This is a genomic window from Lentibacillus sp. JNUCC-1 (assembly GCF_009741735.1).
Taxonomy (GTDB): domain Bacteria; phylum Bacillota; class Bacilli; order Bacillales; family Amphibacillaceae; genus Lentibacillus_B.
This window is the reverse complement of sequence record NZ_WHOH01000001.1, coordinates 749,191-766,688: the sequence shown is the minus strand read 5'-3', so window position 1 is coordinate 766,688 and position 17,498 is coordinate 749,191. Positions and strand designations below refer to the sequence as shown.

Here is a 17,498-nt window from a genome sequence, read left to right as displayed (position 1 = left end):
ATTTGAAAGTGCTAAAACCATACTATATAAGTTTAAGGCAGCGAAAACAACCTTTTAATCTGAGAAAATTGGAAGCTACAGAAGTAGAGAGGCAGTCGTGAGTGCGGTGGACGGGATGGAGTCAGGGACGGGGCGGCGTCGCTGTGGTTCCACAGTCAGTCCCACAGCCGGATGCCCCAGCCAGATGCCACGGCCGGTGCCTGTCACTTCCCGAATTATGTCGAATGGGAGTGCAATTTTTTAGGTGATTGTCTATAATCAAGGGTGCGAGAGCGTTTGAACGGTATGAGAAGCGTATTTTTAACGTAAAGGAGCAAGTGTGATGAGGAAAAATGATTCCAGGAAGCTCTTTTTTGACGACAGTTTTGAACCTTTCCCTGTAGAAGCAGGGGATGAAGTATTTAGAAATGGTATTTTCCGCTTTAATATTACGAGAATGATAGAGGATATTGAACGCGGTGCATTAGAGCCTGTATGGCGTGATGAGGATAAAGCTACAGTCACGATCAAAGTTGCGGAATGGTATCGACCTTACGAGTTTCGCCCAGGGATCAACGAAGCTCATTTACCCATGGCAGACCTGACCAAACCGGTAATCCAGGTCGAATTCAATCCTGGCATTTTTAAAATCATTGATGGCAACCATCGGATGGAAAAAGCGCTTCGTGATGATGTCCCAACGATCGAATCGTATAAATTAAGCGTCAGTCAGCTGCTTCCTTATTTTGCTGAAAAAAGGGCGTATGAAGCTTTTGTGGATTATTGGAATTCAAAGCTTTTGTAAGAGAGTGCTATAGAAGTTTATCCCAAAAGTAAAAAGATCTAAACGTAAAGCATGGACTTTCAACATGCTTTTTTATTTTTCTAGCTTTTATGACTTAATTTTGCTAAAATAATGATAACTGTAATTTAAATACAGTAACTTCAGTGATCACGTGTAATATACTAATTGTAGCGTTGCAGGTGGGATCTTTTTTAATATGTATTGAGATTTCATTCTAATATTAAGGGGGTAGTTGTCATGAGTGATGTAACCGTTTTCGAAGCCGTGAAGGAGGCATTGCAACTGGAAGGCGCAACTGTGTCGGATATTCGACCGGTGGGTGGGATGACAAATGTGAATTATGCTGTCAAAGTGGATGGAGAGGGCTTCATTGTGAGGCTGCCGGGTGTTGGGACGGATGAGCTGGTGAACCGCGAGGCTGAGCGCGATAATCTGATCTTTGCGACCGGACTTGGCATTAATCCTGAGCTTGTATATATTGATGTCGAAACTGGCATGAAAATTTCCCGGGAAATACAAGATTCGACGACGCTAACAGATGAATTGGTACGAGATCCGGCTATTATGCGTCAGGTGGTTGAGGTATTGCACAAACTTCACAAGTCACCTCATGCCATGAAAAACCGTTTTGATCTGCGCGGGTTGCTGACACATTATGAACGTCTGGTCAGAGAGGCTGCTCCGGCCACTTTTCAAAAATATACTAGGATGCAAGGGCGGATTTATGATTTGCTGGCCTATTATGAATCATTGAACGTGAAGGAACTCCCATGTCACATTGATACGGGGTGCTTTAACTTTATTTTGAGCGGGGCTGGCGAGTTGTATTTGATTGACTGGGAATATAGTGGGATGTTTGACCCGATGTGGGATGTGGCAGCATTTATGTTGGAGAGTGATTTTGACGCCGCAGAAGAAGGCATGTTTTTGAGTACCTATTTTGGCAGAACACCGCGACATGAGGAAAAGCAGCGGGTCCATATGCACAAGATATTTCAAGATTATCTATGGAGCCTCTGGACCGTCTACAAAGAAACACAGGGAGCAGATCACGGCACCTACGCCGAAGACCGTTTTGAGCGCGGTGCCGGTTACTTCCCGAATTTGATAGAAGGTGGGGTGTGAATAAGAGCCCACCTCAGAAAGTACAATTTGGTTGTCCTTTCGACATAAAATGACAAAATCCGGGAAGTGACAGGCACCCTCTTGGTGGCACCCTCCTTTGTGAATCCTGGCACTTTCCTTTTTTAACAGAGATTGAGGATGTAGTTTTTCATGTCTGTAAACCTGCGATGAGCGGGTTTTTTGTTTGTGCCCGCCACGAGCAAGGGGACGAGTGATTCTTGACGGTGCAGGGAGCCGTGTGCTGCGCCGCTGAGATGGGCTGGAGTGGCTTGTGCTTTAAATTCATACCCTGGCTTTGCGTTGACAACGAGATAGGTCCCGCTGTGCGAATGCAAGGCGCCGTATAGCCTGGCAAGGGCATCCGGATAATTGCCGAACGTTAAAAATTGATGATTGGTTACATGAAGATCCAGAATGTCGAGGTTGCCTGAAATATACCAGGTTTGATCATAGATGTCTGTCACTGGACCATTTGGCCTGAAAGACACAGTACCTTCTTTGATACCTGAAACGACATGAATAGCTCCGTCACGTTTCCAAGCGATCACATCAATTCGTTTGTCTTTTTTAAGCAACGCCACTAATGAATCAAGTGACGCTTTCTTATCTAACAGATAAATGAACGCCATACGCTGATTGACACACAGGACGAGCTGGTCTTTTTCAGTGACTGACTTCTGCAGGCGCGCAATTCGGTAACGCTTGAAAATTTTGCGTAAATCAATCGCGTGCTTACGACGGCGCGTTCCTGTAGCGGAATGGCCATTATCACCAATGACCATCCATATATTCTGGTAAAGTGCCTCTTTCCAGCTGGGATACATGTTAAGTATTTTTTGAATTTCGTTATCGATTTTCAAAATCATTTTCATATACGTGGGCCCTTTGAAGTGAAGCCGTGTGTCCATATCTTGGAATATGCAAAACGTGAATTGCGGCAATTTGTTTGTTTTGATCAGATGTCTTAATTCCTTCGCTGTATATTTATAATTCCCGGCTGCCACTTGAGTCGGGACACCTTTTGACCGGAATTTGGAAAAAGCACCCAAAGAAAATTCAGTGGGCGTCTCAGCAATCCATTCACCATCTTCAAAGTGGGTTAATGCGCTAAGAAGTTTTGGCGTCTTGAGACGTTGCGGATGATTTCCCCGGTATACAAAAGAATTGATGGAAGCAGAAGACGTGTTTTTGTGCGCCAGATCCTCGTAAATGGTTGTGACGTTCTTGCTTAAATGCTCATGATTCAAACGGTAAAGCATGTTGTGAATGGAACGGCGCATCCCAATGCGAAAGGTTTCCCTGAAGCCCGTGCCATAATTGACGAATTGCTTTTTATTGATATCAAACCAATGCAGTCCAGGGATCTGATGTTGGTCCGGATATGTTCCTGTAAGCAGTGTGCTGTCGATCGTAACAGACATTGTTGGGAAAGATGAGACCATGTCGGGAAAATACATACCATTTTCCATTAAAAACTGAAGCGCCGGCGCTCGGCCTGTTTGAGCCACTTGTTCCAGTGCGTAAGGCATCAGAGAATCGATATTGAGCAGGATGACCGGTTTCCCCGCTGATTGCTGTTGTGCCACAAATATCCCCGCCCTTCTATACTATAATCACTGACATAATCAGCGTCCTGCATATTACACTGCACAACCCGCCAGAAATTATGCAAAAGGGATTCCATCGTAGAGTCATTGTGGTGCCTGTCACTTCCCGAGTTTTGTCGAAAGCATGGGAGATTTTATGTCTGGAAAAAGTGGATTAAACGCTGAAAGCCTTGTGCAGAAACACTTGATATATTCGACAAAATAAAACAAAAACCGGGAAGTGACAGGCACTTGTCGAAACCCTTCTGTTAGCTAATGGTTTTCATGAGGCATATGGGAGGTATATAATAGAAGATAGATTGTAACGATAGTGATGAGGAGGTATGTGCGATGGAAATTGGAATACCCAAGGAAATTAAAGAAAGTGAAAATCGTGTTGCGATTACGCCCTCGGGTGTTGTGACTTTGACAAATGCTGGGCATGAGGTGTTTTTGGAAGCTGGGGCTGGCACTGGCGCCGGTTTTTCTGACGAAGCGTATTCGGATGCTGGGGCAGTGATTGTCTCGACAGCTGCTGAGGCTTGGAAAAAACAAATGGTGATGAAGGTCAAAGAACCGCTCCCCGAAGAATATGATTATTTTTATGATGGGTTGATCTTGTTTACATTCTTGCATCTGGCTGCCAACCCTGACCTGACCAAGGCACTGATCGAAAAGAACGTGGTCGGTCTTGCTTATGAAACAGTTCAGCTGCCGGACCGCTCTTTACCGCTGCTGACCCCAATGAGTGAGATTGCTGGAAATATGGCAACTCAGATTGGCGCACAATTTTTGGAGAAGCCAAAAGGCGGAAAAGGGATCTTGCTTTCTGGCATTCCAGGGGTTAAAAGAGGAAAAGTTACTGTGATTGGCGGTGGTGTTGTTGGCATGAACGCTGCTAAAGTTGCCAGTAATCTAGGCGCTGAAGTATCCATAATTGACCTGAATCCGGCCCGGTTGAGAACATTGAGTGAGATGTTCGGGTCGTCGGTCAACACGATTATGTCTAATGCTATGAACATCGCTAACGAGGTCAAAGATTCAGATTTGGTCGTTGGTTCTGTGCTGATTCCGGGCGCAAAAGCACCTGTGCTGGTGACAGAAGACATGATCCGTGACATGTCGGAAGGGTCTGTGATCGTTGACGTGGCAATTGATCAAGGTGGTAACTTTGAAACGAGTGACCGGATTACCAGTCATGATGAGCCAGTGTTTGTGAAGCATGGCGTCCTTCATTATACGGTGGCAAATATTCCTGGTGCTGTGCCTCGCACTGGAACGATCGGCCTGGCAAATGTTTCAGTTCCATATGCTCTCCAGATTGCCGAAAAAGGGTACAAGCAAGCGTGCCTTGACAACCCTGCCCTTATGAAAGGGCTGAATACTCTCCAAGGAAAAGTAACATTCAAAGGCGTGTCCGAATCACTCGACCTGCCATACGATAAAGCAGAGCATTTGCTTGGATAGTCCCCGAAGCGGTCAGCTCAGGGGACTCGGAGGTGCCTGTCACTTCCCGAATTATGTCGAAAAATCATACGGTGTTTCATAGGTTAGACTTAGTGTCTCTCTTATGGAGCACTTTTTTATTTTATGTAAAAAGGAATTTTGACTCCTTTTGAAGAGGGAAAATTCATAAATCTTTTATTAATCACCACTAAGAGTCGATTTCACACCTGTTTTGTTAAGGTTTTAACCCTCAAAATGAAATTTTAGCATTTTGCACATTTCCACAATCTAGCTTATATTGATGATGCCCTTTCTGAGAGGCGTCGAGGTGACTTATGGTGACGGAACTTCGTGGTGCCTGTCACTTCCTGAATAATGACGAAATATGTCGATGGTTATTTCAAACGAATTAAATTACCAGATAGGAGGTGCAAACGTGGCGAGAGAAAAGCGCATTTGGGTACCAGAGGCTTTCTATCATATTACCGTACTAATGAGCGGGAAAGCCCATTCCTTCAGGTGTGGGATGAGAGCGAATATATTAAGACATGATCTTAAAAATAAAAGGTTCAAAACAATTAAAATGAAACTGGAACATATGTTCTTGATTTGATATAATACAGTTGAGGAGGTGAAATGGTGCCAACAATTTCTCTGAAAGTAGAATTGCTAAAGCCGACAATAGAAAAACAAAATGTGTATCAAACAATGACACAAACAAACACGGATTTTGCTAATTGGCTTTTAACTTATGACGATCTAAACAAAGCGACATCCAAAGTTTTCAAGCTGTTCTCATCCAACAAACAACTGCCCTCAGCAGTTGTTAATCAAACGATTCGGGATGTAAAAAGTCAAAAGAGACACCAAAAAGCGAAAAAATATAAACGGCTCTGGTGTGCGTTCAATAACCAAAACGCCAAAATAGAATATGACAGCCTTTATAAAATCAGCTTCCCGACACTTGAAAAACGTATCGGCGTGCCTTTGGTCGTCCGACCGTTTCAGCAAAAATGGCTCGATAAGATTTTAAACGGTGAAGCCAAACAAGGTACGGTCGACCTTTTTAAAAAGAGAGGCCGCTGGTTTGTGACAATTGCCATTTCCTATGACGTAGAAAAAACGACCAATGAGAAGGTATTGGGTATTGATCTTGGGTTGAAAAACATCGCCACATGCAGTGTCGGCACGAAAAGTTTATTTTTTAAAGGCAACCAAATAGCCTTCAAAAGAAGAAGATTTTCTTCAAGAAGACGCAAGCTGGGCAAGCTGAAAAAACTTCAAGCTATCAAAAAGTCAAAAGATAAAGAGTCGCTTTGGATGAGAGAAATGAATCATACTATATCCCGTCGAATCATACGTTTTGCCAGGTCCAACGGTGTTGGACTGATCAGAATGGAAGATTTGACAGGTATTCGCATGGCTAAATCAAAAAAAGAGGCAGGCAGAAACCTGAACAATTGGAGCTTCCATCAGCTTCAGACATTCATTCAGTATAAAGCAGAAATGGCAGGCATAACGGTTGAATATGTCGTGCCAAATTATACATCGCAAACATGTAAATGCGGAAATTGTGACAAGAAAAACCGTAATGGTTTGAGGTTCAAATGTAAAAAGTGCAGCTATAAAAACCACGCGGATTTAAATGCAAGTATCAATATTGCAAAAGCCCTGTCAGGCATCTCCAAACATAAACAAGTTATATAACTCGTGTACCGGTAACAGGTATACCGCCAATTGCGGTACAATTCATAACGCAGTTGGACGGGGCCATGGCAGCCCCTTAACTTGAGGCTAGTTCAAAACCGAAAGGGACTGCGAACGTCTTAGCACTCGAGAATCCCACTGCTTTAGCTGTGGGAGTGTCAAAATACGAAAAACAACTTAACAGGTCACGTATTTGAAAAGCGTTTTTTTGATAAGATCATTCAAACGAATTATGGCATGTTAAAAATCAGCAGTTACATTCACTTGAATCCGCTGGAATCCGGCCTGGTCAGACAGGCAAAGGAATATCGCTGGAGCAGCTACCGGCATTATGTATCTAAAATCAAAGATCCTCTAATAAGCCATGATGAGATTTTGAATTGCTTCACAGGGCTCCAATCGGAAAAACGCTTGAAATATCAGGAATTTGTCGAAGCCAAAGGCAGAGTGACTATAAGCTAGCTCACTCCGCCTCCGTTTCGACAAAATTCGGGAAGTGACAGGCACTCCCCGAATTTTAGCATTCCCTGAATTATGTGGTACTCTCTGGATTTTTAGCGTCGTTCTCGTTTTGTGATGTGGATGGTTGGTGAGTTGTAGTCTTTGGATGATCGGATGTCGGCGCTTGATGCTTTCATAAATGACCAAGCCAGCAGCGTCATGATGAACAGGACTGGAAAACCAGCGACGATGCTCGCGGTTTGCAATGTTTTCAAATCCCCGACGTACATTAATACGATCGGCATGAACGAAAGCGTGAACGCCCAAAACAGACGGTTCCATCTAAGCGGTTCTTTCTGTACTTTTCTTTGTACAACAGCTGCAAGAATGTACGATGACGAATCAAAAGTAGTCGCCAAGAAGATAATGGCCAGGATCGTAAACGCAATTACCATGAGACCGGCCATTGGCAATTGATTCAGTATGGCGATGATTGCAGCTTCCGGACTGGAGTCATTCATAAAGCCGACAACATCAAAGTTCCCGCTCAGCTGCAAATACAGACCGTAATTCCCCATGATTCCAAAAAACAAAATACTTCCAAGCGTGCCGTATAGCACCGTTCCAAGTATCATTTCCTGAATCGTACGACCGCGGGAGATCCGGGCGACGAACAGACCGACGAATGGGGCGTACACCACCCACCAGGCCCAGTAGAAAACTGTCCAAGATTCCGGGAATCCTGTTTCCTCGAAGCCTCCAACATTGGCGAGCGGCTCAAGCCATGTCGCCATTTCGAAAAAGTTATTCATGATAACGCCGAGGCTTGTAAAGGTTGTTTCGCTGATAAAAAGTGTTGGTCCAAATATAAAGATAAAAGCGAGAACGAAAAAAGCAAGCCACAGGTTAATATCACTCAGCACCTTGATTCCACGCCTAAGTCCGGAATAGGCACTGACAGCAAAGATCGTCGTACACAAAATCATGATAACTGTTTTCGTAATTAAATTCGGTGGCAGTCCTGTGATGTCATGAACCCCTTCCGCAATCATCGGCGTCCCGAGCGCGAGCGTTGTCCCGGCACCACCCATCAAGCCAAACATGAACAGAATATCAATCACATTGCCAAGCGGCGTATCGACAGCTTTTCCTAAAACTGGTCTGACCGCTTCACTGATTTTAAGAACAGGCGTTTTTCTCACATAGTAAAAGTATGCAATCGGGAGAGCGGGAAGGGTGTAAATGGCCCATGCCACAGGCCCCCAGTGAAAAATACCGTATGATGATGCCCATTTGATAGCTTCTTCTGATCCAGGTTCAACACCGAACGGCGGTCCCTGGTAATAAAAAGCCCACTCAATCATGCCCCAATACAGAATACTCGATCCTATGCCGGCCGCAAACAGCATTGCGGCCCATGAGATCGTGCTGAATTCTTTTTTCTCTTTTCTGTCACCAAGTTTGATTTTCCCATTTTTGCTGAAAGAAACAAATAAGAGAAAAGCAAACGTGGCCAAACCGAAAATCAAATAAAGAACACCGAGATTGGTGGTCATCAATTCGTTGGCAAGGTCTACAACCTTCTTTCCTTCTTCAGGAAAAACGGCGAGCGGAATGCTGACACCAAGTAATAATACCAAAGCTCCAATAAACGTCGGCCAATCGATTAGACTCTTTTTCATATGCATGTCACCTTTCTCGTTGAATAGTTTGTGTGTTTTCAACCAAGTCATACTTTGCTTTGGCGAAAATAGGCGGATTGCTTTTTAGAATCCTAAAATGAGGGAAAACTGTCTAAAAATGGATAACATAACTATCGTAACATATTATCCCCCTAATACTACCCCTGAACTAATGGGGGCGGATTGGTGCCCCAATGGTGCCTGTCACTTCCCGAAAAATGACGAATTTTGTCGAGTGTTTTCGGGGGGAGATATGAAGAGTGTCAGAGGAAACATGCTTTTGAATGCAAGGGAGGTATCTATAATGACTAACCGTGAAAAGGAAATTAAAGCTTACTTTGACCAATTGAACCGCAGAGATTTCATAGCTGGAAATAGCGAGGGAGCTTCGCTGGATTTGCCAGTGCAGATTGGGCATGGGCAAACGATCTCCCAGCCAACGCTTGCCTTAAATATGACCATCGCCCTTCAGCCGGAACCCGGATCCAAAGTATTGGAAATCGGTACTGGTTCAGGATATCAGACCGCCCTGCTTGCCGCTTTTTCTAGAGAAGTCTACACTGTCGAACGGATTGAGGCTCTTTACAAACAGGCACAAGAACATTTGCATGCCAAAAACTTCACTAATATTCATTTTAAAAATGGAGATGGAAGCCTTGGGTGGACTGAGCACGCCCCTTACGACCGTATCATGGTCACCGCTTCTGCAACCCAGATCCCGGACGAGCTCGTGAAACAGCTTGCTCCAGGCGGCAAAATGATCATTCCCGTTGGCGGAGCCCACCTTCAAGAATTGCAAATGATTGAAAAAGGAGCAAATGGTGAAGTCCGCACATCGAAACTTGAGGATGTTGCGTTTGTCAGATTGAGGGGGAAGTACGAGTAAAAAAGCGTGATCTCATGTTGCCCGGGGCGTACTTCCTGCTTTATGTCTCCCTCGCCAAACTCAAACACCACTTCGACATTATTTGACAAAATTCGGGAAGTGACAGGCACTCACCAGGAAGCACCCACCAGGCACCCCCTTAACTCTTTTGGTTGTGGGGGTGCTTTTTGTTTCGTGTTATACTGAGAAAACGAAGGGGTGAGGGTGTTGGATGTTCGGAAGGCGAAGAAGTTGTTGGAGATTAATCGGATGCTGACGAAGTCTTTGACGATTACAGATATATTGAAAAATGTTATTCAAGCTGCAAGCGAATTGCTGGAAGCGTCCAGTGTTTTTATCATTTATCTGTATGATGAAGAGGAGAAAGTGCTGCGGTTTGCGGAAGGGAAAGGCATCGATCAAGCGCATTTTAAGAAAATAGCCTTTGCTCCAGGTGAGTCTATTTCCGGGAAAGTCTTCAATGACAAAAAACCTAAACTGTTTATGTCTGAATCGGAAATCGATCAGGCTATGAATAACATGTCTCAAGAGAATTACAATCATTATTATCAAGGTGTAAACAAACAGAAAATAAAAAGTGCTTTCGTAGTGCCCATCTTAAACAAAGACCGCTGTTATGGGATTGTGGTGGTCGATAACTTCAGCCAAAAAGGGCTATTCACAGAAGAAGATATGGAAGTCATTCAAGCTGTAGCCGATCAGAGTGCAATCGCAATTGAGAACTCCCGTATGTACCAGAACTTAAAAGAAAAGAATGATTTGCTCAAACAGTCCATTTCAATCCATCACAGATTTTATAAACTCATTATCGAAGGCCGGGGGATTGAAAATGTGATCCAGTTGTTAGAACGAATTATTCATTCCGATGTCACCCTCAGTACCGATTGTGAAAACACGGCGGATGACTGTGTTTTTCCGATTGTAAGAGGCAATGATGTGCTCGGCGTATTGAATCTTGAGAAGCCCTTTCAGGATTTTACGCATATGAATCAAATTGCGATTGAACAGGCGAGTTTATCGATTGCCTTGGAGCTGATAAAAGACAACGCACTTTTTGAAAAAGAGATTCACTTAAGAGGCGAAGTGTTTAACCAGCTGATCGAAGGAATTTCGGGTCGTGACTTCCAAAATGTGCTTCAATATGTGAGGTGGGACGAGGATTGGCATGTACAATGTATCATTCTTGAAGGCCGAACTGAACCGTTGTGGAAGCCTGATAAACTGATTGACAAAGAACGCTTTATTCAAGCCATCGAACAAGCAATAGCGACATTTGGTCTGGACAGCCTGGTGCTTACAAGGGCATTTCAGCTGATTATGATCATCCCAGAGCTTGAACACAGCCGTAAAAATCAACTCATCAAACACATCCAGGTACAATTCAAGGATATGAACATTATTTATGGCATTGGTCGCGAAACGCGAATTGACAACCTGTCTGTCTCCTACAATGAGGCCCTCAGATCTGTTGGTTATGGAAAATTACATCATATCGATGTCGTGGAATATCCGATGCTTGGGATTGAACGCCTGTTGTATGAAGTAGATGGAGACGTTTTGGATATGTTCATGCAAGATAAATTACGCAATTTTGACACGCTGGATCAAGCCTTTATTGAAACACTGCGGATGTTTATCAAACTCAATAAAAATCACAAACAAACAGCAGAACACTTACATATTCATCCAAACACATTGTATTATCGCCTGCGAAAAATAGAAAACGTGTTAAATATTGATTTTGATGCTGAAAAAGACTGGATCGATTTAGTCATTGCATTTCGTTTATATGTGGCAAGCAACAAAAATTAGGGGTGATTTTTGTTGCTTGCCACATTTATTTTTGTGAGTGCTGACTGCTAATATGGAATATAATGAATATTCTAGGAGGTTTAGATCATGAGCAGCACTTATTTTAATTATATTAATGGTGAGTGGACCAAGTCTGAAACACATGAAACATATACCAGCATTAACCCAGCAAACAAAGAAGACGTGCTGGGAACCTTTCAGAAGTCCAATGAAAAAGATGTGGAACATGCCATCCAGGCGGCTGAAGATGCTTTTGGCGATTGGTCACGCACTGCTGCCCCGAGGCGAGGTGATGTGATTTTTAAATTGATACAGCTGTTGGAAGATAAACAGGAAGAATTGGCAACAATTATTACGAAAGAAGTGGGAAAATCTTTTCGGGAGGCAAAAGGGGAAGTTAAAAAAACAATTGAAGCAATGAAGCAATTCAGTGGGGAGGCCACACGTCTGGCAGGAGAAACGCTCCCATCAAATGACAGCGCTGTCTTTGGTTATACATTAAGGGAACCACTGGGCGTTGTGGGGGTTATTGCACCATATAATTTCCCGATTGGCATTGGCATTTGGAAAATTGCCCCAGCCATTATTGCCGGTAATACGGTCGTTTTTAAACCCGCCAGCAACACATCACTCATAAGCATTAAAATTATGGAGCTGTTCGAGGAAGCAGGTGTGCCTGCAGGTGTGATCAATATGGTGACAGGTCCGGGTGGGGTAATTGGCAATGCGATCGGAAGCCATCCGAAAATTAAAGCCGTGTCCTTTACAGGTTCAACCGATGTAGGTTTGGCATTAGGAAAAGCAGTGACCTCAAGAGGCGCTAAAATGCAAGCCGAAATGGGAGGCAAAAATCCGTCCATTGTTTTGGAAGACGCCAATCTTGATGATGTTGTGGAAAATCTGGTGATTAGCGGCTTTTTAGATAACGGGCAGCGCTGTACAGGTACCAGTCGGGTAATTGTTTTGAAACCCGTCGCTGAAACCTTGATTCAAAAATTAGTAGCGCGAGCCAAGGAATTGGTTATAGCAGAAGGGTTTACAGAGGGTGTGGATAATGGTCCTGTGATTGATGAGGGTCAATTAAACACTTATCTGCACTATGTCAACACAGCCGTAGACGAAGGAGCGAAACTGGAGTACGGCGGTAAACAGTTGACAGAGAACGACATGGACAAAGGTTTCTTTGTTATGCCAACTGTTTTCAGTGGTGTGACGAGAGATATGACGATTTATAATGAGGAAATTTTCGGGCCTGTTTTGGGTATTACCGCTGTTGACACGTATGAAGAGGCGATGGCACTCGCAAATGACAATGAATTTGGCTTATCGTCCACCATTTATACGAATGACTTAAACAAAGCATTTGATTTTGTTCACAATATCGAGTCCGGCGTCACACATGTCAATATTCCATCCAATTATTTTGAGAATCAATATCCTTTTGGGGGTAAAAAAGCGTCGAGCATCGGACCGCGCGAGCAAGGATCTACAGCACTTGATTTTTGGACGGATTATAAAACGGTTTACATCAAGCCATAACTTTTGAAAAAGGCATAGTGGTTGATGCTGCTATGCCTTCTCTCAAAAGTCATAAGAGGGAAGGGGTATGACGATGAAACATATAGGTGTTGTAGGCTGTGGCTTGATGGGGTCTGGCATAGCAACCAATTTACTGAAAAAGGCATATCAAGTCCATGTGTATGATATTAATAAAGAAAGCGTACAACGATTAGCTCAAAAAGGTGCAATTGCTGAGGATAATATTCCGTCATTGGCAGAAAAAGTGGATATTATGATTCTGTCGCTTCCTTCACCATCATTGATCAAAACGGTTTTGACAGACTGTGAGGAAGGCGCTTTTGTGTCAATGCGCAAGGGATCTTATATCTTGGATATGAGCACAAACGACGTTGAGGTCACACGAGAGCTGCACGCTGTGGCAGGACATTATGGATTAGCGTTTTTGGATTGTCCATTAAGCGGCGGACCGGACGGGGCTGAGTCAGGCACCCTGACAATTATGGTTGGTGGAAATGAGGACGCTTTTTCAAATGTATTACCTGTGCTCGAATCGATGGGGACCAATATTGATTATATCGGGGAAAGTGGTTCAGGACAAATCGTCAAATTATGCAATAACATGCTTGTCGGTGGGGTAATTTCCCTGCTGAGTGAAGCGCTGATCACCGCTGAAAAGGCAGGGGTCTCACAAGAAAAGATCGCGCGTGTTTTTCAAAAGGGTTCAGCTCAAACAAAGGTCATGGATGTGTTTGGTCCGAACATATTGAACCGAAGTTTTGAAGAAGTGAAGTTTTCGCTGGCTAACATGTTAAAAGATATGAATTTATACCGCAATCTAGCGGAGGATCATCTGATTTCAACTCTATCAAGTCAATCTGCGCTTCAATTATTTCAAATCGCGGGCATACAACAGAAAGGGGGGAAAGATTCGACGGCTGTGTATGAAGTGGTGAGAGGAATGTTGGAAGTTAAGGAAACATAAATCTTTTAAAAAGGGGAGGAATGACCATGAACGGGGATACGATTTTTGGGATTTGGAAAGATTGGCGCTTGCATGCTTTGGTACTTGTAATCGTAATTTTAACTGAATTAATCGGGACTTTTCGAATTCCTGTTGGACCTGGTGTTATCTTATTGTTACCTATGTTATATGCTTTGGTGATTGGTCTGATTTTGTTTTTCACACCAGTTGTAAAAGAGAAACAGTCTAAGAATGCAGAACCTATTATTGTGTTGGGGGTTGCCTTGCTGCTGGCGAAAATAGGCGTCATCATTGGACCATCATTACCGGAAGTAATTGCTGCCGGGCCTGCACTCATATTACAAGAGCTGGGGAACTTGGGAACATTGCTCGTTGCACTGCCTGTTGCGGTTATGCTGGGCATGAAGCGAGAGGCAATCGGCATGACGCACTCCATTGGAAGAGAACCCAACGTCGGTTTGATTATGGATAAGTTTGGAATCAATTCTCCTGAAGGCCGGGGCGTCATGGCCATGTATATTTTTGGGACGGTTTTTGGCGCAGTGTTTCTCGGAATCATATCAGGATTTCTTGCGACAATCACACCACTTAACCCATTGTCGTTTGCCATGGCTTCCGGTGTAGGGAGCGGAAGTATGATGGCAGCCGCAAGTGGCTCTTTGATTGCTTCGTTTCCGGAGCTGGAAACTAAAATCACGGCGTTTGCAGGAGCAAGTAACTTGTTGTCATTGTCAACCGGTCTATGGGTGAGCATATTTATTGGCTTGCCTTTAACAGAAAAGCTTTACCGTGTGATGCATCGCAATAAAAAGATGAAATCTTAAAAGGGGGGAACGGAATGTTATTAAAAAATATTCAAGAGTGGACGCTGCTGCTGGTTATTTTTGGTTTCACCTCCCTTTTGGGGAACTGGGCTGGTTATGATATATTGCCCCTTGGTGCAATACCAGGCATGATTGTGCTTATACTCATTTGTTTGGCAGGCTTTATTTTAAGAGAAATGATTCCCATTAACTTTCCAAGCATAGCTTACATTTCTATTATTGGCGTTCTGGTTTCGATGCCTTGGATGCCAGGGTCTGAAAAGGTTGTTGAATGGACCGGCGAGGTAGAACTTCTTGCGTTGGCAACACCGATTCTTGCATATGCCGGCATTGCCATTGGCAGATCCTGGTCTGATTTCACAAAACTAGGCTGGAGAGCCCTCGTCGTCGCCACACTCGTCATGCTTGGCACATTCATCGGCTCAGCCATCATAGCAGAAATCATCCTCCGCTTCCAAGGGATTATCTAAACAGCAAAAACACCATACAACGGTGCCAGTGCCGCAATGGTGCCTGTCACTTCCCGATATTTGTCGAGATGTGTCGAAGGAATCGGGGGGATTTGCTTCTTGTTAAACTAGAATATATTATTATAATAGATGGTTTTGGAACCAGAAGAAATTAGCTCAATAGCTAAATAGTCTAAAAGCAGGGGGTGCTTCAATAAAGCATCCCCACTCTTTAAAGGGAGCGATACGATGAAGGGTTACATATTAAAAGACATGACGTGGCCGGAGATTGAGGAAGCACTGAAAACGGCTAAGGTTGCGGTGGTTCCGATTGGAGCGCAGGAACAGCATGGCCGGCATTTAGCGGAAGGGTGTGATTCATACAGAGCAGAGGCGTTCTGTGCATTGCTGGCTGAGAAGAGTTATCCTCATGTGGTGGTGGCGCCGACGGTCAACTACGGCATTTCTCCGCACCATATGGATTTCCCCGGCACGATCTCGCTGCGTCCGGAAACCCTGATGGCTATCTTGGAAGATGTGGTTTCCAGTTTAAAGCAACACGGGATGAAAAAGTTTTTGTTTGTCAATGGGCATGGGGCAAATTCAAGTGCGATAGCAGTCGCGTCCGAAAAACTCGCAAGGGAATATGACGTGGAGGTTGCACACACGAAATTTGTGGACGCAGCCAAGGGTGTGATTCAAGAACACATCCATTCGGAACATTTTGGGCATGCTTGTGAGCGGGAGATTTCTGAGAGTTTGTATATGGCGCCGCATATCGTCAGGAAAGATCTCGTGGAAAAGAGCGATATGAATACGGATACTTTTGCGTATAAATATATGAACAATGATTTTGTTAAAGTGGTCCATCAGTTTAAAGACACTACCCATAACGGCAACCTCGGAGATGGCCGCCAAGGAAGCTTCGAACTGGGCGAAAAAATCATCCAAACCGCACTGGACAACCTCTCCACCTTCATTGAAGACTTCGCTCGATGATAGGGAGGGGCCCCTAAGTGCCGTAAGCGCCTCGACAAGTGCCTGTCACTTCCCGGTTTTTGTCGGAATGTGTCGAATGCGAAGTAGTGAAGATGGTGTATTAGGGGATGAAAGCAATCAGTAAAAAATACAAAAAAATAGCCAGAACCATTCCAATAGAGCATTAAGCAGATTTTAATATCATTGGAAGTCTGGTGTTGTGTCTGGCTTCTGATGCCAGTGAGTATATTACAGTCGCACAGTATCGTGTTGATGGCGGCATGGGAGCGACAAATTAATGATAAGTGGGAGCCCCATCCCCGCTTTTTTTACATACAATCATGAAAATGTATAGAAGAAGAATAGGCCCCAAATCAAGCCGTGAGATTATTCGACATAATTCGGGAAGTGACAGGCATTTGTCGAGAGAACGGCACTAGTCGTGAACAGGTATTCGTCGGGTGGCGGTGCCTGTGTGTTATTGTCCTCCTTGTCTTTCGAGGTAGGCTTTTTCTTCTTTTGGGGAGAGGATGCCGGTTGCTTTGCCGACTGTGCCGCCTTGCATTTTCCATATGACGTTATGGTCGTTGTCGATACTTGAAAAATCTTTGTTGGCCCATTTGGTTAAAATTCTCTCATATTCTTCCGTGTAATGGATGCCGTCAGCTTGATCCAATGCCGTGAGCAACCATTTAACCCGCTTTGGATGTAGCTCGTAAAATCCCCATTTCTTTTCTGCGCGGACTTTTTGATGTGACATGCCATGTATGTATTCTTGGAAGTCGCTATCACTAAGGTCTGCCGCATGCAGATTTTCGCCAAAAGGATTCAATCCCTCATTCGCGTAATCTTCCAGCTGGTCTTCAGTGACACTCCCTTGAATATCTTCCCGGTGATCGCCGGCTTCCTCCTTTTGTGCAGCCTTAGCTTCTTCAGAATCATTTGTGCCTTCTTTGCTGAAAAACATATCATCGAACAAAACGAATGCCAGTATACCACTGATCATAACAGTGGCGCCTAATAATCCAATAATGATTTTTTTATACATGTGTCAGCCTCCTGTGTTTCCATGTAAAGCTTCGTGTTTCAGTGGTGTATGTATAATTTCTAATGTCAGTATACAGAAGTATGTGCTAAATTGCGAATATACAGTTGTTGATCGGTTAAGGAAGAAGCGCAGTCGAAAGGCTGTTGAAAATCAAAAGTAGGCCAGGAAACACTCTGCTGACACTCCCCCATACATTCGACAAAATTCGGGAAGTGACAGGCACTCAT

At 44.0% G+C, this 17,498-nt stretch carries 16 protein-coding genes; 13 read left to right on the top strand and 3 right to left on the bottom strand.

Annotated elements, in window-relative coordinates:
• The first annotated feature begins 322 nt into the window (after nucleotides 1–322).
• Nucleotides 323–784 (top strand): hypothetical protein, encoded by a 462-nt coding sequence (locus JNUCC1_RS03590; protein WP_156644143.1) that lies wholly within the window; start codon nucleotides 323–325, stop codon nucleotides 782–784.
• Nucleotides 785–1,021: 237 nt separating this feature from the next.
• Nucleotides 1,022–1,909, top strand: coding sequence for a choline/ethanolamine kinase family protein (locus JNUCC1_RS03585; RefSeq protein WP_156644141.1), 888 nt, complete (start codon nucleotides 1,022–1,024; stop codon nucleotides 1,907–1,909).
• A gap of 122 nt (nucleotides 1,910–2,031) precedes the next feature.
• Here JNUCC1_RS03585 and JNUCC1_RS03580 read toward each other — a convergent pair whose 3' ends face one another.
• Nucleotides 2,032–3,495: an alkaline phosphatase family protein gene (locus tag JNUCC1_RS03580; protein WP_331713590.1), complete on the bottom strand. Its 1,464-nt coding sequence runs from the start codon at nucleotides 3,493–3,495 to the stop codon at nucleotides 2,032–2,034.
• 351 nt (nucleotides 3,496–3,846) lie between these two features.
• Between JNUCC1_RS03580 and ald the strand changes: the two genes are divergently transcribed.
• The 4 genes from ald to JNUCC1_RS03560 all read left to right on the top strand — a co-directional run bounded on the left by ald (nucleotide 3,847) and on the right by JNUCC1_RS03560 (nucleotide 7,110).
• Nucleotides 3,847–4,962 carry an alanine dehydrogenase gene (ald, locus tag JNUCC1_RS03575; RefSeq protein ID WP_156644139.1) on the top strand — a complete coding sequence of 372 codons (1,116 nt, stop codon included), beginning with the start codon at nucleotides 3,847–3,849 and terminating at the stop codon, nucleotides 4,960–4,962.
• A 415-nt stretch (nucleotides 4,963–5,377) separates the two neighbouring features.
• Complete coding sequence (locus JNUCC1_RS03570; protein ID WP_156644137.1) at nucleotides 5,378–5,554, top strand: hypothetical protein; 177 nt, start codon at nucleotides 5,378–5,380, stop codon at nucleotides 5,552–5,554.
• A 26-nt stretch (nucleotides 5,555–5,580) separates the two neighbouring features.
• Nucleotides 5,581–6,648 carry an RNA-guided endonuclease InsQ/TnpB family protein gene (locus tag JNUCC1_RS03565; protein WP_331713714.1) on the top strand — a complete coding sequence of 356 codons (1,068 nt, stop codon included), beginning with the start codon at nucleotides 5,581–5,583 and terminating at the stop codon, nucleotides 6,646–6,648.
• A gap of 237 nt (nucleotides 6,649–6,885) precedes the next feature.
• Nucleotides 6,886–7,110 (top strand): hypothetical protein, encoded by a 225-nt coding sequence (locus JNUCC1_RS03560; RefSeq protein ID WP_197431619.1) that lies wholly within the window; start codon nucleotides 6,886–6,888, stop codon nucleotides 7,108–7,110.
• Between the two features lie 92 nt (nucleotides 7,111–7,202).
• Here the strand turns inward: JNUCC1_RS03560 and JNUCC1_RS03555 are convergent, their stop codons facing one another.
• Nucleotides 7,203–8,771, bottom strand: coding sequence for a BCCT family transporter (locus JNUCC1_RS03555; RefSeq protein WP_156644132.1), 1,569 nt, complete (start codon nucleotides 8,769–8,771; stop codon nucleotides 7,203–7,205).
• 304 nt (nucleotides 8,772–9,075) lie between these two features.
• Between JNUCC1_RS03555 and JNUCC1_RS03550 the strand changes: the two genes are divergently transcribed.
• From JNUCC1_RS03550 to JNUCC1_RS03520, 7 genes are all read left to right on the top strand, one after another.
• The gene (locus tag JNUCC1_RS03550; protein ID WP_156644130.1) at nucleotides 9,076–9,657 is read left to right on the top strand and encodes a protein-L-isoaspartate(D-aspartate) O-methyltransferase; all 582 of its coding nucleotides are present in this window, start codon (nucleotides 9,076–9,078) and stop codon (nucleotides 9,655–9,657) included.
• Nucleotides 9,658–9,864: 207 nt separating this feature from the next.
• Entirely contained in the window at nucleotides 9,865–11,469 is a 1,605-nt protein-coding gene (locus tag JNUCC1_RS03545) for a helix-turn-helix domain-containing protein (protein WP_156644128.1), read from the top strand.
• 87 nt (nucleotides 11,470–11,556) lie between these two features.
• Entirely contained in the window at nucleotides 11,557–13,008 is a 1,452-nt protein-coding gene (locus JNUCC1_RS03540) for an aldehyde dehydrogenase family protein (RefSeq protein WP_156644127.1), read from the top strand.
• Between the two features lie 67 nt (nucleotides 13,009–13,075).
• Nucleotides 13,076–13,972: an NAD(P)-dependent oxidoreductase gene (locus JNUCC1_RS03535; protein ID WP_156644125.1), complete on the top strand. Its 897-nt coding sequence runs from the start codon at nucleotides 13,076–13,078 to the stop codon at nucleotides 13,970–13,972.
• A 26-nt stretch (nucleotides 13,973–13,998) separates the two neighbouring features.
• Entirely contained in the window at nucleotides 13,999–14,796 is a 798-nt protein-coding gene (locus tag JNUCC1_RS03530) for a DUF3100 domain-containing protein (RefSeq protein ID WP_442915414.1), read from the top strand.
• 14 nt (nucleotides 14,797–14,810) lie between these two features.
• The gene (locus tag JNUCC1_RS03525; RefSeq protein WP_156644121.1) at nucleotides 14,811–15,266 is read left to right on the top strand and encodes a hypothetical protein; all 456 of its coding nucleotides are present in this window, start codon (nucleotides 14,811–14,813) and stop codon (nucleotides 15,264–15,266) included.
• Between the two features lie 228 nt (nucleotides 15,267–15,494).
• Entirely contained in the window at nucleotides 15,495–16,244 is a 750-nt protein-coding gene (locus tag JNUCC1_RS03520; protein ID WP_156644119.1) for a creatininase family protein, read from the top strand.
• A 457-nt stretch (nucleotides 16,245–16,701) separates the two neighbouring features.
• On the opposite strand, the gene JNUCC1_RS03515 is transcribed toward JNUCC1_RS03520, so the two are convergent.
• Nucleotides 16,702–17,271 (bottom strand): DUF6241 domain-containing protein, encoded by a 570-nt coding sequence (locus JNUCC1_RS03515; RefSeq protein ID WP_156644117.1) that lies wholly within the window; start codon nucleotides 17,269–17,271, stop codon nucleotides 16,702–16,704.
• Between the last annotated feature and the right edge of the window lie 227 nt (nucleotides 17,272–17,498).

Bases quoted from the DNA above. Each gene is read 5' to 3' on its own strand.
- JNUCC1_RS03520 (WP_156644119.1), top strand. From the start codon at position 15,495: ATGAAGGGTTACATATTAAAAGACATGACGTGGCCGGAGATTGAGGAA.
- JNUCC1_RS03585 (WP_156644141.1), top strand. From the start codon at position 1,022: ATGAGTGATGTAACCGTTTTCGAAGCCGTGAAGGAGGCATTGCAACTG.
- JNUCC1_RS03525 (WP_156644121.1), top strand. From the start codon at position 14,811: ATGTTATTAAAAAATATTCAAGAGTGGACGCTGCTGCTGGTTATTTTT.
- JNUCC1_RS03550 (WP_156644130.1), top strand. From the start codon at position 9,076: ATGACTAACCGTGAAAAGGAAATTAAAGCTTACTTTGACCAATTGAAC.
- JNUCC1_RS03535 (WP_156644125.1), top strand. From the start codon at position 13,076: ATGACGATGAAACATATAGGTGTTGTAGGCTGTGGCTTGATGGGGTCT.
- JNUCC1_RS03530 (WP_442915414.1), top strand. From the start codon at position 13,999: ATGAACGGGGATACGATTTTTGGGATTTGGAAAGATTGGCGCTTGCAT.
- JNUCC1_RS03555 (WP_156644132.1), bottom strand. From the start codon at position 8,771: ATGAAAAAGAGTCTAATCGATTGGCCGACGTTTATTGGAGCTTTGGTA.
- JNUCC1_RS03590 (WP_156644143.1), top strand. From the start codon at position 323: ATGAGGAAAAATGATTCCAGGAAGCTCTTTTTTGACGACAGTTTTGAA.
- JNUCC1_RS03540 (WP_156644127.1), top strand. From the start codon at position 11,557: ATGAGCAGCACTTATTTTAATTATATTAATGGTGAGTGGACCAAGTCT.
- JNUCC1_RS03515 (WP_156644117.1), bottom strand. From the start codon at position 17,271: ATGTATAAAAAAATCATTATTGGATTATTAGGCGCCACTGTTATGATC.
- ald (WP_156644139.1), top strand. From the start codon at position 3,847: ATGGAAATTGGAATACCCAAGGAAATTAAAGAAAGTGAAAATCGTGTT.
- JNUCC1_RS03560 (WP_197431619.1), top strand. From the start codon at position 6,886: ATGTTAAAAATCAGCAGTTACATTCACTTGAATCCGCTGGAATCCGGC.